The organism is Paraburkholderia sp. CHISQ3 (assembly GCF_030464945.1).
Classification (GTDB): domain Bacteria; phylum Pseudomonadota; class Gammaproteobacteria; order Burkholderiales; family Burkholderiaceae; genus Paraburkholderia; species Paraburkholderia megapolitana.
Genome location: NZ_JALPRG010000008.1, coordinates 329,675 through 342,782 on the forward strand (window position 1 = coordinate 329,675; position 13,108 = coordinate 342,782).

Here is a 13,108-nt window from a genome sequence, read left to right on the forward strand (position 1 = left end):
CGGACACGAAACGGCCCGACAGGCGCAAACCTGGCGGGCCGTTTTTCTTTCTGCCGTCGTCCCCGCTTCGTGATTTCCCGATTTCCTCATTCGTCCGATATTTACCCCTCATTCACCTTCATTAGCCCGATTCCCATGCCTGCCATTTTTGAACGCAAGCTCACGACCCGCGACGCGCTCGCGCAACTGCGCCCGTCGCTAACCGGCCCGGTGGTGTTCACGAACGGCGTGTTCGACATCCTGCATCGCGGGCACGTCACGTATCTCGCCGATGCGAAGGCGCTCGGTGCATGTCTGATCGTCGGTGTGAATAGCGATGCGTCGGTGCGCATGCTCGGCAAGGGCGACGACCGGCCGATCAACGCGCAAGCCGACCGTATGGCGCTGCTCGCGGCGCTGGAAAGCGTCGACTGGGTGGTGTGTTTCGAAGAACAGACGCCGGTCGCATTGATCGAAGCGCTGCGTCCGGATGTGCTCGTGAAGGGCGGCGACTATGACATGGACACGCTGCCTGAATCGGCGCTGGTGCGCGGGTGGGGTGGCAGCGCGCTTGCCATTCCGTTCGAGCACGATCGCTCGACCACGTCGTTGCTGAAGAAAGTTCGCGCTCAGGGCTGACGCGCTCGTTTCGTCTGGGGAATCGCGCGCCGGTGGTGCGGCGGTAGCGCGGATGCAGTGCGCCCGGTGCGAAAGTAACGCCGCAGTAGCCCAGCTTATTGCGCGAGCGCCGACGCCGCGATCGCCGGAGCGGGAGCCGGCCCGCCCACTACCGCCTGGTCCGCCGCATCCGCGGCCGACAACGCGCGGACCTTGAGCCAGTCGGCGTGAATCTGCCGGTTCAGATGATTCGGTTCGCGTATGCCGGCAGCCGGCAACGGACCGAAGACGCCTCGCATCGCAACGAACGCGAGCACATTGGCAAGAAGCAGGATGGCGATCAGCCAGCGCAGCATGGTCGAAGTCTCCGTCGAGAGGATGAGGCTGCGTTCATCGGGCGCGTGCGGGTCAGGGGGATGGTGCGGATGATACGGTCCGCGCGGCATCGTCGGCGGCGATCAACGCGAGGCCGGACAGCACGAGCGTGTCATGGCGAGTATGCGGCACCTGCAGCGCGCCTGTCACTTCGATCGCCGCGCCGCCGCCCACCACGAGCCGCACTGGCACCTGCCACGCGGCCTGCAAGTCGCGCCACGCCCGCTCGATCAGCCCCGCCTGCGCGAGCACGCAACCGGCCGACAACGAACGCAGCGTATCGCTCGCAAACGACGGGCCGGAGCCGTTCTCACCCTTGAGCAAACCTTGCGCGGACGGGATGTCGAGCGTCGGCAACTGCGCGGTGTGCTCGCCGAGCGAGCGCATCATCAGCGACCAGCCGGGCGCAATCAAGCCGCCGACGAAGCTCCCATCCGCGAGCAGTGCTTCGAGTGTCGTTGCGGTGCCGAACGTCGCGATCAACAGATGTTCGCCGGGAAACGCCGCGTGCGCGCCGATCAAGCCGGCCCAGCGGTCGCTGCCAAGCGCGGACGGCGTCGTATAGCCATTGGTCACACCGCATTGCCGGGCGACTGCGCGGATCGCCGTGCGCGGCAGAGCGGGCCAGTGCGCATCGAGCAATGCGTCGATACGTTGCCCGACCGCGGCGCCCGCGACATTCGACAGCCACGCGCCGCGCGGTACCGGCAACTGCGACCAGTCGGGGCCATCCGCGGTTTCGTCGATCTCGGCCTGCGCCTTGCGATGTTCGAACGTGCCGCTCTGTACTTGCGTGCCGTCGGCCCGCACCAGCGCCCACTTCACCCGGCTATTCCCAGCATCGATCAGCAAAAATAGCGCGTCGCTCATGCGGCACCGTCGCTGGCGAGCCGCAGCGACACATCGCCGGTAGCGATCGTTTCGCGGCCGCTCGCGGTGTCGAGCAGCAACTGGCCGCTTTCGTCGACACCCGCCGCCACGCCGCGCGCAATTTCCTTGCCCTGTTCGATCAACACGACTTCGCGGCCCGCGTACGCGTGGCAGCCGTTCCAGCGCTGGCGGAACGGCGCGAAGCCGTCGGTCGCGAAGCGCTGCAGCGCGGGTTCGAGTGCATTCAGTTCGGCGGCGAGCGTATCGGTGAGATTCGCCGTCGGCAACGCGCGCGACAGCGCTGTCGGCGCCGCGCCACGCACCTGCGCCGGCACGCCAGCATTGAGCGCACCCACCTTCGCGGCAAGCGCGTCCGCGCCCTTCACATTGGTACCGATGCCGATCACGACCGCGCTGGCATCGTCGGTGCTCCAGGCGGTTTCGATCAGGATGCCGGCCAGCTTGTCGCCTTCGAACAGCACGTCGTTCGGCCACTTCAGGGCGATCTGGCCAGCCGCCGGACCGAGCGGCAGCGAGCGCAACCCGTCGACCAGCGCGACGCCGACCGCGAGGCTCAGACCCGCGAGCCCTTCGAGCGGCCGCGGCAGCACGCAGGCGACAGAAAACAGCAGCGCATTGCCCGGTTCCGCATACCAGGTGCGACCGCGCCGGCCACGACCGGCGGTCTGCAGATAGGCGACCCGCACGATCGGCCGGACGAGCGCGCCGGCCTTGCGCGGCAGCGCCTTGACGGTGGCCATCAGGTCGGCGTTGGTCGAACCGGTTTCTTCGACGATCTCGATCGGCCAATCTTGCGCATGCGCGCCGAACAGCGCGACGGCGCGGGCCCGGTCGATACGCCAGTCGTCTGCCGGAGCGCCGCTGGAGGGTTTTGTGGGAGCGTTCATGGCCCGTATTGTAGCCATAGGGACCAACCGCGGGCGCGGCCACGCTTTCGACGCGCTGCGTTCGTTACAATGGCCGCTAACCCGGGCGCGGACACCCGGGCCGCTACCTCGACCCCATAACCACTTTCTTCCACGCACCCTTGAACTTCGACACTCCCCCCGGCCTCGACATCACCGCGGGCAACCAGGGCAAGGTGGTCCGGCTCTCCGGCCAGTGGACGGCGCTCGCGCTGGCGCGCTCGCGCAGCCACGTGGTGCCGCGTCTGCGCGCGCTGGCGGGTAGCGCGGAGCGGGTCGTGCAATGGGACCTGTCGCGCGTCGAGCGGCTCGATCACGTCGGCGGCCAGGCACTGTGGCGCATCTGGGGCCACCGGCTGCCGCCGGAACTCGCCGAACTGAACGACACGCAGCGCGATATCTTCGAGCGCATCGCGCTACTCGACGCCGGCCGCGAACCGGTCGAGGCCGTGCCGCGCATCGATCCGTTCACGCGCCTCGGCCTGTCGCTCTTCTCGTTCTTCGAGCATCTGTCGGGCGGCATCGCGATGTTCGGTCGTGTCGTACTCGACCTGCTGGCCATTGCGCGCAATCCGAAGATCACGCCGTGGACCGAAATTTCCGCGAACGTCTATGGCGCCGGCACGAAGGCGCTGCCGATCACCGCGCTCGTCGCGTTCCTGATCGGCATCGTGCTGAGCTATCTGTCCGCGCAGCAGTTGCGGCTGTTCGGCGCGAACCAGTACATCGTGAATATTCTCGGGCTATCGGTGATCCGCGAACTCGGGCCGGTGCTGTCGGCGATTCTCGTCGCCGGGCGCTCGGGCTCGGCGATCACCGCGCAGATCGGCGTGATGCGCGTCACCGAAGAGCTCGACGCGATGCGCGTGATGGGCATCCCGCACGGTCTGCGGCTGATCCTGCCGCGCGTCGTCGCGCTCGCTGTCGCGATGCCGCTGCTCGTGATGTGGACCAACATCATCGCGCTCACCGGCGGCGCGCTCGCTGCGAAAATCGTGCTTGGCATCGACATGTCGTATTTCGTGCGCGCGCTACCGGGCGTCGTGCCGGTTGCGAACCTGTGGATCGGCCTCGGCAAGGGCGTCGTGTTCGGCATGTTGATCGCGATTGTCGGTTGTCACTTCGGCTTTCGCATCAAGGCGAACTCGCAGAGTCTCGGCGAGGGGACGACGACTTCGGTCGTGTCGTCGATCACGGTCGTGATTCTCGCGGATGCGGTGTTCGCGATCCTGTTCCAGAACGTGGGGCTCGGATGATCGCGCCGCTCACTTCCGCCGTGCGCGGCCAGCCGCTGCCCTCGATCGCCGAACCGGTGATCGAAGTGCGCGACCTCACCAAGCGCTACGGCCGCAACATCGTCCACCAGCATCTGAACTTCGACGTGAAGCGCGGCGAAATCGTGTCGATTGTCGGTGGCTCGGGCTCGGGCAAGACCACGCTCGTGCGGCAGATCCTCGGGCTCGAGCGGCCTTCGTCGGGGACCATCCTGGTGTTTGGCGAAGACACCTCGACGATCGACCCGGAAACCGCTCACCTGATGCGCAGCCGCTCCGGCATGCTGTTCCAGCAGGGCGCGCTATTCTCGTCGCTGTCGGTGTTCGACAACATCGCGCAACCGCTGCGCGAACTCGGCAAGATTCCCGACGACCTGCTGCGCGACATCGTGATGCTCAAGCTCGAGATGGTCGGTCTGCCATGCAAGCACGCATCGAAGATGCCGGCCGCGCTGTCGGGCGGCATGATCAAGCGCGTCGGCATTGCGCGCGCCATCGCGCTCGAACCCGAGTTGCTGTTTCTCGACGAGCCGACCGCCGGGCTCGATCCGCGTGCCTCCGACGAATTCGTCGAACTGATCAGCACGTTGCATCGCGCGCTCGGTCTTACGGTCGTGATGGTGACGCACGATCTCGATACGATGGTCGCGTTGTCGACCCGCGTGGCGGTGCTCGCGGATCGCAAGGTGCTCGTCGCCGCGCCCGTCGAAGAAGCCGCGAACGTCGATCATCCGTTCATCCGCGAATATTTCCTCGGCCTGCGCGGCCGCCGCGCGCTGCAGGCATTGCCGCCCGAGCGCCGTGCGAAGCTGCCGCCGGCTGCGCTCGAGCCGGCGTCGTCCGAGCTACCGCTGTGAACCAGGGAACCTGACCATGGAAAACAAATCGCACGCCTTCTGGGCCGGGCTCTTCACCGTCGCGCTGCTGGTCGCGATCGCCGTGGCGGCGTTTCTGTTCAACGTCGACCGGTCGGTGCGCATTCCGTACGACCTGATCGCGCGGACCAATGTGACCGGGCTCTATACCGATGCCGCCGTGCGGTATCGCGGGCTCGACGTCGGCAAGGTGCAGACCATCAAGTTCGATCGCTCGCATCCGGGGCAGATCGTGATCCGCATCGTGGTCGACAAGAATGCGCCGATTACGCGCTCGACGTTCGGCAGCCTCGGCTTTCAGGGTGTGACGGGTATTGCGTTCATCCAGCTCGACGATACGGGCCACGATCCCGCGCCGTTGCCTTCCACACTGAAGGACGTGGCGCAGTTGCCGATGCATCCGGGCCTGCTCGACCAGTTGCAGGAGCGCGGCGATGTGCTGCTGCGGGAGCTCGAAAAGGTTGCCGGCGACGTCGACGCAATGCTCTCCGACGACATGCGCAACCAGTTGCTCGCCACGGCCGCGAGCCTGCAGCACGCCGCCGACGGCGTGACGACGCTGAGCCAGCAGATGGGCCCGACGGTCAGCAAGCTGCCCGGCACGCTGACGCAACTGGACAGCACGCTCGCTTCGACCAATCAGTTGATCACGAGCCTGAACCGCTCGGACGGCCCGCTCAACAAGGTCGGCACGGCGGCGCAGCAGGCGGGTATCGCGCTGTCGTCGATGGATAGCACGCTGCAGGATCTGTCCGCGCGGGTCAGCTACGAGACGCTGCCGCGCGTGAATTCGCTGTCGCAGGATGTGCGGTCGGCGGCGCGCTCGGTGGATCGTGCCGCCGATGCGTTCAGCAACAACCCGCGCAGTGTGCTGTTCGGCACGGCGCCGTCTGCACCGGGCCCCGGCGAGCCAGGCTTTAGCTGGCCGGCATCGCGCGTGCCCGCGGCGGCGCAATGATTTCAAAGGACTCTGCCATGTCACGCTTGCTTGACCGCTCCTTTTCCGCCGGCGTCGGTGCTGTGTTGTCCGTGCTGCTCGCCGTGAGTCTGCTCGCGGGCTGCAGCACGCCGGCGGCAGTCGCCGATTTCCGCTACGACCTCGGCCCGGCCACGCCGTCAATCACCGGTGGCACGCTGCCCGCCATCAAGGTGCTCGAGGTCACCGCGCCGCAGACACTCGACTCCGACCACCTCGTCTATCGCCTCGGCTATGCCGACGCGCAGCGGCTCTCGTCGTACTCGAACAGCCACTGGACGATGGCGCCCGCGCAGCTGCTGACCCAGCGTCTACGCGCTGCGCTGTCGTCGCGCGGCACCGTGCTGACCGGCGCGGACGGGGTGCGCGCGCCGGTGCTGAAGATCGATCTCGAGGAGTTCGAGCAGGTCTTCGACGGACAGGCGCAAAGTCACGGTGGGGTCACGGCACGCGCAACGCTGATCCAGAACGGCAAGGTGATCGGGCAGCACACGTTCGTAGCACGCGCGCCCGCTAGTTCTCCGGATGCCGCAGGCGGCGCCGCCGCGCTAGCCGCGGCGAGCAACGATCTGATCGCGCAGATTGCCGCATGGCTCGGCGTGCAGCCGCTGGTGGCCGCGCAATGAGCGAGCGGCGATGAGCGGCGCGTCGTGAGCGGCGCGCCGCGCGGACACTGGAGCGCAGCATGAGCGACAAGCCGTGGCAGCGCCGCCCGTCTGCGCTCGCGCGGCAGGCGCTGGGGCTGTATGCGGCGCTGATCGTCTACGGGTCGTGGTATCCGTTTTCCGGCTGGCGCTCGCTCGGCCTCGGCCCGTTCGACTATCTGAACGATCCGCTTCCCCGCTATCTGACCGCCTTCGATGTCGTGACGAACGTGCTCGGCTACATGCCGTTCGGTGCGCTCGTCGTACTCGCGATCTATCCGCGCCGGCGTGGCGCATCGGCCATCGCACTCGGGTTTGCGCTGGGTGCGCTGCTATCGAGTGTGATGGAGGCGGTGCAGACCTATCTGCCGACGCGCGTTGCATCGAACCTCGATCTCACGGCGAATGCGCTTGGCGCGTTGCTCGGTGCCGCGCTGATGGCGCCCGCGACCGGCGCGCTGCTCGATCGCGGCGCATTGCGCCGGTTGCGCTTTCTGTGGCTCGAGCGCGATGCGGCGGCGCTGGTCGCGCTTACCGGGTTATGGCCGTTCGCCACGATGTTTCCCGCGCCGCTTCTGTTCGGCATTGGCGACTGGCCGCGCGTGCTGTGGCTGAACTTCGATGCGACGATGCAGGACGCGCTGCTCGCGTGGACGCCCGCTTCGTGGCACGTCGCGGGGTGGCCAGGATTACTCGCCACGTGGATGCCGGACGACGTGTGGGAAGCCGTCGTCACCGCGTTGAACCTGTTTGCGGCCGCAGCGCTCGCATCGCTGCCGATCCGGCCGCGCGCACCGCGCGTGCGCCTGATGCTCGGCCTGATCGCGCTGACGCTGTTCGTGAAGGCCGGCGCGACGTTCCTGCAATCGCAGTCCGGTCTCGCCTTCGACTGGGCAACGCCCGGCGCGCTGGCCGGGCTGGTGGCCGGTACCGTGGCGGCGCTGCTGGCGCTCGTTCTGCCGCCTACGTTGCGGGCGACGCTCGCCGCAGGCGCGCTGGTCCTCGCGCTCGTGTGCGTGAATCTCCTGCCGGTGAATCCGTACTTCGATGTCGTACTTGCCGACTGGCGCCAGGGCCGCTATCTGCACTTCAATGGACTCGCACGCTGGCTCGCGTGGACGTGGCCGTATGCGATGCTCGTGTGGCTCGCGTTTTCGGCGGAACGGGCGTGGCTCACGCGGCGGCGTGCCGGCCGCTGAATCTGTCTGGCGCTCGCTTCACCTCGCCTCGCCGGGGGCGATCGGCACCTCCCGGCTGCGAGCGTCCACCGCGCTCGTTATAATCGACCGCACAACAAGCCGTGCGCAGCGCGCGTACAACGTATCGCATCGTCGCGCCGCAGCGGTCCCCACATTTGCGCGTACCTTCCGGCCCATCATGGACTCGTTCTTCAAGCACCACGTCTTCTTCTGTCTGAATCAGCGCGACCCCGGCGCAGAACGCCCGAGCTGCGCGAACTGCAACTCGCAGGCGATGCAGGAGTACGCGAAAAAACGCGTCAAGCAACTGGGCCTCGCGGGTCCGGGGCAGGTGCGGATCAACAAGTCCGGCTGCCTCGACCGCTGCGAGGAAGGTCCGACTATCGTCGTGTATCCGGAAGGCATCTGGTACACCTACGTCGACGAGGCCGACATCGACGAGATCGTCGATTCGCATCTCGCGAACGGCAAGATCGTCGAACGGCTGTTGATCGACCGGTAAGCCACACGATGAACGTTCACACGCAGAATTTCCTGATCGACGGTCCGGTCGGCAAGATCGAGGTCGCGCTCGATCTGCCCGACGCCGTGCGCGAATCCGGCGCCGCACCGCGCGGCATCGCGCTGGTGGCGCATCCGCATCCGCTCTTCGGCGGCACGATGGACAACAAGGTCGCGCAGACGCTCGCACGTACGCTGGTGCAGCTTAACTACGTCACGTACCGCTCGAATTTTCGCGGTGTCGGGCAAACGCAAGGCGAGCACGACAACGGTCACGGCGAGCGCGACGACCTGCTCGCGGTACTCGATCACATGCGTGCGCAACCGGGTTACGCCGATCTGCCGCTCGTGCTTGCGGGTTTTTCATTCGGCACGTTCGTGCTGTCGCATGTCGTGCAGCAACTGCGCGAGGCCGGCAAGGAGATCGAAAGAGTGGTGTTTGTCGGCACCGCGGCGAGCCGCTGGGAAGTCGCGCCGGTGCCGGAAAATACGCTCGTGATTCACGGCGAAACCGACGATACGGTGCCGATTCAATCGGTGTACGACTGGGCGCGGCCGCAGGAACTGCCGGTCGTCGTGATTCCGGGTGCCGAGCATTTTCTGCATCGCAAGCTGCATATTCTGAAGCGCATCATCGTCGACGCGTGGCACTGATTGCACTGATGGGATGAAGCCGTTTTTAGCGTGATGTACGCTGTTTTCTCGCGGTTTTCCCCAATCGACCCGAATCGGTCGATACCGCGGCGCGTATAATGGGCGCTCTTTTTTGGGCGCAGCGCCGCCCATCCGGTAGTGCGGGCCCGATTGAGCACGTGCAGCGCCGGATGCCCGGCATCTGCGCGAACCGATCGCGTGGCCGCAAGTCCAATGGGCGCCGCACAGTTTTTGCGGCGCTGCGCTTGCCGACCGGCTCTACCCAACCATGCACTGCGCGTGTGCCCTTGTGTGCACGAAGCTCACCCTGCCCGAATCGATCCTATGCGTTTTTCCACTCCCGGCTCTTCGTCACTGTCCTCCCTCGTTCCGTCTTCCCTCAGCCGTGCCGTCTCGCTCGGCGTGCTGCTGCCCGCTACGCTGGTCGCGAGCACGGCCTTCGCGCAGGTGCCGCCGCCGGCGGTGAACGCGCGTTCGTGGGTACTCGTCGATGCCACCAGCAACCAGGTGCTGGCATCGGGCAACCCCGACGAGCGCGTCGAACCCGCGTCGCTGACCAAGCTGATGACGGCCTACCTCGTCTTCGAAGCACTGCAGACGAAGAAGATTTCGATGGATCAGACGGTGATGCCGAGCGAAGCGGTGCGCCGCGTGCGCAACGACGAATCGCGGATGTTCATCGAAGCGAACAAGCCGGTCACGGTGCACGATCTCGTCTACGGGATGATCATCCAGTCGGGTAACGACGCGGCGATCGCGCTGGCCGAACTGGTCGGCGGCAGCGAATCGCAGTTCGTCAACATGATGAACACGGAGGCGCAGCGCCTCGGTATGGCGCATACGCATTTCGCGGATGTGAACGGCATGCCCGACGCGCAGCACTACACGACAGCCGGCGATCTCGCGCTGCTATCCACGCGCCTCATTCGCGATTTCCCCGACTACTACAGCATCTTCTCGGTGAAGGAATTCACCTATAACAAGATCAAGCAGCCGAACCGCAACCGTCTGCTGTGGATCGATCCGACTGTCGACGGCCTGAAGACCGGTCACACGCAAGCCGCCGGCTACTGCCTGATCGCGACCGCGAAGCGTTCGCTGCCGGGCACGCCTGATGCATCGCGCCGCCTCGTGACCGTGATGATGGGCGAGGTGAAGGAACACGACCGCGTGCAGGACAGCCTGAAGATGCTGAACTACGGCTATAGCGCGTACGACACGGTGCGGTTGTACAAGGCCGGTCAGACGATCGAAACGGCGCGTATCTACAAGGGTGCGCAGGACATGGTGAAGGTCGGTGTGAAGAGCGACCAGTTCCTCACGCTGCCGAAGGGCGCCGCCGACAAGGCGAAGCCGCAGGTCACGCTGAATTCGCCGCTGATCGCGCCGCTCACGGACGGCCAGCAGGTCGGCAACGTGCAGCTCGTCGCCAACGGCAAGACGCTCGCGCAGTTCCCGGTCGTCGCGCTCGAAGCGGTGCCGCAGGCCGGTGTGGCAGGCCGCGTGTGGGATTCGCTGATGCTGATGTTCAACAAGAAGAAGTAAGACCCGAGGCATCCCGGGTTGCGCCGCGCGCGTCGTCGGGTTACGCCGTGCGCGGTGTTTCAAGGAGTCAAGGATGAGCCCTGTGAACGAAGAATCACTTATTGAGTATCCGTGCGATTTCCCGATCAAGGTGATGGGCAAGTCGCATCCCGAATTCGCCGAGACGATCGTTACGGTGATCCGTCAGTTCGATAACAGTGTCGACGCTGAGCGCATCGAAGTGCGGCCGTCGAGCGGCGGTAACTACACCGGTTTGACAGTGACGGTGCGGGCGGTCAATCGCGAACAGCTCGATGACATTTACCGCGCGCTGACCGGACACCCGATGGTCAAGGTCGTGCTCTGAGCGGGACAGCCGTTCAGGGCTCGACCTGCAGCGACGGCCGGGCGGCTTTTTCCGCTTTGCCGGTCTTTCCGCCCTTCACCGCTTTCTGCGGACCTTCCTGACAGGCGCGCTCGAAGAGTTGCCGGAACCGTCTGACTTCCTCGAATACCCAGTTGCGGAACGCCATCACGCGTGCTGTCTGCAGCATCTGCGGCTGGCAGAGGAAATAGTATTGCCACGGGCTCGGCCCGTCGATGTCGAAGAGCCGCACCAGCCGGCCGGCGGCAACCTCGGGCATAGCCAGCGAGCGCCGCGTGAGCGCAATGCCCTGACCTTCGATCGCAGCCTGCAGCAGGTTCGACGAATCCTCATACAGCACCCCGCGCTTGGGCTCCGGCCAGTCGTTCAAACCCGCCGCGTCGAACCACGGGCGCCACAGCTCGTCGTCTGAGCGCAGCAGCGGAAATTTCGCGAGATCGGTCGGGACTTTCGGCAGCTTGCCGCCGTTGAAGGTCGGCGAGCACGCGGGAAAGAACACCTCCTCCAGCAGCAATTCAGCGTGTAACCCCGGATATTTGCCGTAGCCGAAGCGGATTGCCACGTCGATGTCGTCGCGCGTGAAATCGGCGAGCGCGTTGGTGGACAGCAACTCCAGGTCCCACTGCGGATTGGCTTCGATAAAGCTGCCGAGGCGCGGCGTTACCCAGCGCGCGGCAAACGACGTCAGCATCGACACCACCAGCCGCCGCTCGCGGTCGCCGCCGCGGATGGCCTGCGTCGCGTCGACAAGGGCCGTCAGCGCGGCGCGCACCTGGGTTGCGTAGCGCCGGCCGACGTCGGTGAGCTGGACGCGCTTGCCGTCGCGGGAGAACAGCGCAATGCCGAGCTCCGCTTCGAGCGCGCGGATCTGATGGCTGACGGCGCCGTGGGTGACGAAGAGCTCGTCGGCGGCGCGCGAGAAGCTCTCGTGCCGGGCGGCGGCCTCGAATGCCTTGATGGCGTTCAGCGCGGGGAGCTGTCGTAGGTCCATGGTGGTCGGTCCATCGCAATCTGGCTCACATAGCCGTGAGAATTGATCGTTATGCGCAATCCCTTGTTACGCCTAGGATTGTAGTCAGTCAACGAGCCTTTGCGGAGTCTGTCATGCGAGAAATTTCCTCTAGTATCGTGTTCGAAATCAAGTCCGGCGAAACCGTACCGATGCGGGTCACGCGCAGCACGCGGCTGGCGGTGAGCGGCGGCCCTGTCTGGGTGACGCGCAGCGACGACACCCGGGACTACTGGCTCCAGCCGGGCCATACGTTGCGGCTGCGCAGCGGCGAGCGGCTGTGGCTCAGCGCCGAGAGCGACCTGGCTGCGAACGTCGCCTTTTCGGTACCCGGTCGCTGCGACCAGCGCGTACGCGGCTGGCTGGGGCGGATCGTCGAGCGACTGACGATGCATCTGCAGCGGGACGGCTGGCGCACGGTTTGAGCCGGTCTGAACCAGCTTGAACCGGCCCGGACGTTCCGTAGCGATATGGCGTGCCTCCGGCGAGGTGCCACGGTTTTCGGTAAACTGCCGAAACTATGTGCGCTTCGCCGGTTTTGCCTTCCTCCCCCTCTCCCAGCCCGATTGCTCCTGACGCCGCCAGCGCGAACGTCCAGACGGCGCCTGCCGTGCCGGCTCCGGTGCTGCGCTGGCGCGGCGTGGAAGCCTACGAAACCAGCTTTGCGGCCATGCGCGCGTTCACCGACGAGCGTACCGCCGACACCCCCGACGAAATCTGGCTCGTCGAACATCTCCCGGTTTTCACGCTCGGCCAGGCGGGTGACCCCGCTCACCTGCTCGCCGCCGACAGCGACATTCCGCTCGTCAAGGTGGATCGGGGCGGGCAGATCACGTATCACGGGCCGGGGCAGGTTGTCGCATACCTGCTGCTGGACCTGCGACGGCGCAAGCTGATGGTGCGCGAACTGGTCACGCGGATCGAGCAGGCCGTGATCGATACCCTCGCGGCGTATAATCTCGCCGGAGAACGCAAGGCGGGCGCGCCCGGCATTTATGTGGCGCCCGGCCCGCACGCAGGGCCGCATGGCGGCGCGAAAATCGGCGCCCTCGGGCTGAAGATCCGCAACGGCTGCAGCTATCACGGCGTCAGCCTGAATGTCGCGATGGATCTGCAGCCGTTTCTGGCTATCAATCCCTGTGGTTACGCCGGGCTCGAAACAGTCGATATGGCGACGCTCGGCGTCGCCGCCGGCTGGAACGACGTAGCCGGCACCCTTGCAGCCCGCCTTACCGCAAACCTCGACGGCAGCACCGCAGCCGCCCAACCGCAGGCCGGTGCCGTCACCGCCTGACTGGA

General features: G+C 66.1%; 16 protein-coding genes. 12 read left to right on the forward strand and 4 right to left on the reverse strand.

Annotated elements, in window-relative coordinates:
• Positions 1 to 135: 135 nt before the first annotated feature.
• Positions 136 to 618: a D-glycero-beta-D-manno-heptose 1-phosphate adenylyltransferase gene (gene rfaE2 / locus M0D65_RS21055; protein ID WP_266254393.1), complete on the forward strand. Its 483-nt coding sequence runs from the start codon at positions 136 to 138 to the stop codon at positions 616 to 618.
• A gap of 95 nt (positions 619 to 713) precedes the next feature.
• Here the strand turns inward: rfaE2 and M0D65_RS21060 are convergent, their stop codons facing one another.
• Genes M0D65_RS21060 through M0D65_RS21070 form a run of 3 tightly spaced genes read right to left on the reverse strand, consistent with a single transcriptional unit; the run spans position 714 to position 2,750 of the window.
• Positions 714 to 953, reverse strand: coding sequence for a hypothetical protein (locus tag M0D65_RS21060; protein WP_266254394.1), 240 nt, complete (start codon positions 951 to 953; stop codon positions 714 to 716).
• Between the two features lie 52 nt (positions 954 to 1,005).
• Positions 1,006 to 1,842: a type III pantothenate kinase gene (locus tag M0D65_RS21065; RefSeq protein ID WP_266254395.1), complete on the reverse strand. Its 837-nt coding sequence runs from the start codon at positions 1,840 to 1,842 to the stop codon at positions 1,006 to 1,008.
• Entirely contained in the window at positions 1,839 to 2,750 is a 912-nt protein-coding gene (locus M0D65_RS21070; protein WP_266254396.1) for a biotin--[acetyl-CoA-carboxylase] ligase, read from the reverse strand. Before M0D65_RS21070 ends, M0D65_RS21065 begins: the two co-directional genes overlap by 4 nt.
• A 140-nt stretch (positions 2,751 to 2,890) precedes the next feature.
• Between M0D65_RS21070 and M0D65_RS21075 the strand changes: the two genes are divergently transcribed.
• The 9 genes from M0D65_RS21075 to M0D65_RS21115 all read left to right on the forward strand — a co-directional run bounded on the left by M0D65_RS21075 (position 2,891) and on the right by M0D65_RS21115 (position 10,782).
• Positions 2,891 to 4,024 (forward strand): ABC transporter permease, encoded by a 1,134-nt coding sequence (locus M0D65_RS21075; protein WP_091009379.1) that lies wholly within the window; start codon positions 2,891 to 2,893, stop codon positions 4,022 to 4,024.
• Complete coding sequence (locus tag M0D65_RS21080; protein WP_266254397.1) at positions 4,021 to 4,899, forward strand: ABC transporter ATP-binding protein; 879 nt, start codon at positions 4,021 to 4,023, stop codon at positions 4,897 to 4,899. The genes M0D65_RS21075 and M0D65_RS21080 overlap by 4 nt, the downstream gene beginning before the upstream one ends.
• Before the next feature lie 16 nt (positions 4,900 to 4,915).
• A complete protein-coding gene (locus tag M0D65_RS21085) occupies positions 4,916 to 5,875 on the forward strand; it encodes an MlaD family protein (RefSeq protein WP_266254398.1) in 960 nt (319 codons plus the stop codon).
• A gap of 17 nt (positions 5,876 to 5,892) precedes the next feature.
• Positions 5,893 to 6,519: an ABC-type transport auxiliary lipoprotein family protein gene (locus M0D65_RS21090; RefSeq protein WP_266254399.1), complete on the forward strand. Its 627-nt coding sequence runs from the start codon at positions 5,893 to 5,895 to the stop codon at positions 6,517 to 6,519.
• 59 nt (positions 6,520 to 6,578) lie between these two features.
• Positions 6,579 to 7,736, forward strand: coding sequence for a VanZ family protein (locus tag M0D65_RS21095; RefSeq protein ID WP_266254400.1), 1,158 nt, complete (start codon positions 6,579 to 6,581; stop codon positions 7,734 to 7,736).
• A 178-nt stretch (positions 7,737 to 7,914) separates the two neighbouring features.
• A complete protein-coding gene (locus M0D65_RS21100) occupies positions 7,915 to 8,238 on the forward strand; it encodes a ferredoxin (RefSeq protein ID WP_091009393.1) in 324 nt (107 codons plus the stop codon).
• Positions 8,239 to 8,246: 8 nt separating this feature from the next.
• Complete coding sequence (locus M0D65_RS21105; protein WP_266254401.1) at positions 8,247 to 8,891, forward strand: alpha/beta hydrolase; 645 nt, start codon at positions 8,247 to 8,249, stop codon at positions 8,889 to 8,891.
• Positions 8,892 to 9,215: 324 nt separating this feature from the next.
• The gene (locus tag M0D65_RS21110) at positions 9,216 to 10,436 is read left to right on the forward strand and encodes a D-alanyl-D-alanine carboxypeptidase family protein (protein ID WP_266254402.1); all 1,221 of its coding nucleotides are present in this window, start codon (positions 9,216 to 9,218) and stop codon (positions 10,434 to 10,436) included.
• Positions 10,437 to 10,509: 73 nt separating this feature from the next.
• Positions 10,510 to 10,782 (forward strand): DUF493 family protein, encoded by a 273-nt coding sequence (locus M0D65_RS21115; protein ID WP_091009406.1) that lies wholly within the window; start codon positions 10,510 to 10,512, stop codon positions 10,780 to 10,782.
• Positions 10,783 to 10,795: 13 nt separating this feature from the next.
• Here M0D65_RS21115 and M0D65_RS21120 read toward each other — a convergent pair whose 3' ends face one another.
• Complete coding sequence (locus M0D65_RS21120; protein ID WP_096721389.1) at positions 10,796 to 11,791, reverse strand: transcriptional regulator GcvA; 996 nt, start codon at positions 11,789 to 11,791, stop codon at positions 10,796 to 10,798.
• A 113-nt stretch (positions 11,792 to 11,904) separates the two neighbouring features.
• Between M0D65_RS21120 and M0D65_RS21125 the strand changes: the two genes are divergently transcribed.
• Positions 11,905 to 12,234, forward strand: a complete 330-nt coding sequence (locus M0D65_RS21125; RefSeq protein WP_266254403.1) for a DUF2917 domain-containing protein — start codon at positions 11,905 to 11,907, stop codon at positions 12,232 to 12,234.
• Between the two features lie 95 nt (positions 12,235 to 12,329).
• Positions 12,330 to 13,103, forward strand: coding sequence for a lipoyl(octanoyl) transferase LipB (gene lipB / locus M0D65_RS21130; RefSeq protein ID WP_266254404.1), 774 nt, complete (start codon positions 12,330 to 12,332; stop codon positions 13,101 to 13,103).
• Positions 13,104 to 13,108 lie beyond the last annotated feature (5 nt).

Coding starts and splice junctions, on each gene's coding strand:
- rfaE2 (WP_266254393.1), top strand. CDS start 136: ATGCCTGCCATTTTTGAACGCAAGCTCACGACCCGCGACGCGCTCGCG.
- M0D65_RS21060 (WP_266254394.1), bottom strand. CDS start 953: ATGCTGCGCTGGCTGATCGCCATCCTGCTTCTTGCCAATGTGCTCGCG.
- M0D65_RS21065 (WP_266254395.1), bottom strand. CDS start 1,842: ATGAGCGACGCGCTATTTTTGCTGATCGATGCTGGGAATAGCCGGGTG.
- M0D65_RS21070 (WP_266254396.1), bottom strand. CDS start 2,750: ATGAACGCTCCCACAAAACCCTCCAGCGGCGCTCCGGCAGACGACTGG.
- M0D65_RS21080 (WP_266254397.1), top strand. CDS start 4,021: ATGATCGCGCCGCTCACTTCCGCCGTGCGCGGCCAGCCGCTGCCCTCG.
- M0D65_RS21085 (WP_266254398.1), top strand. CDS start 4,916: ATGGAAAACAAATCGCACGCCTTCTGGGCCGGGCTCTTCACCGTCGCG.
- M0D65_RS21090 (WP_266254399.1), top strand. CDS start 5,893: ATGTCACGCTTGCTTGACCGCTCCTTTTCCGCCGGCGTCGGTGCTGTG.
- M0D65_RS21095 (WP_266254400.1), top strand. CDS start 6,579: ATGAGCGACAAGCCGTGGCAGCGCCGCCCGTCTGCGCTCGCGCGGCAG.
- M0D65_RS21100 (WP_091009393.1), top strand. CDS start 7,915: ATGGACTCGTTCTTCAAGCACCACGTCTTCTTCTGTCTGAATCAGCGC.
- M0D65_RS21105 (WP_266254401.1), top strand. CDS start 8,247: ATGAACGTTCACACGCAGAATTTCCTGATCGACGGTCCGGTCGGCAAG.
- M0D65_RS21110 (WP_266254402.1), top strand. CDS start 9,216: ATGCGTTTTTCCACTCCCGGCTCTTCGTCACTGTCCTCCCTCGTTCCG.
- M0D65_RS21115 (WP_091009406.1), top strand. CDS start 10,510: ATGAGCCCTGTGAACGAAGAATCACTTATTGAGTATCCGTGCGATTTC.
- M0D65_RS21120 (WP_096721389.1), bottom strand. CDS start 11,791: ATGGACCTACGACAGCTCCCCGCGCTGAACGCCATCAAGGCATTCGAG.
- M0D65_RS21125 (WP_266254403.1), top strand. CDS start 11,905: ATGCGAGAAATTTCCTCTAGTATCGTGTTCGAAATCAAGTCCGGCGAA.
- lipB (WP_266254404.1), top strand. CDS start 12,330: ATGTGCGCTTCGCCGGTTTTGCCTTCCTCCCCCTCTCCCAGCCCGATT.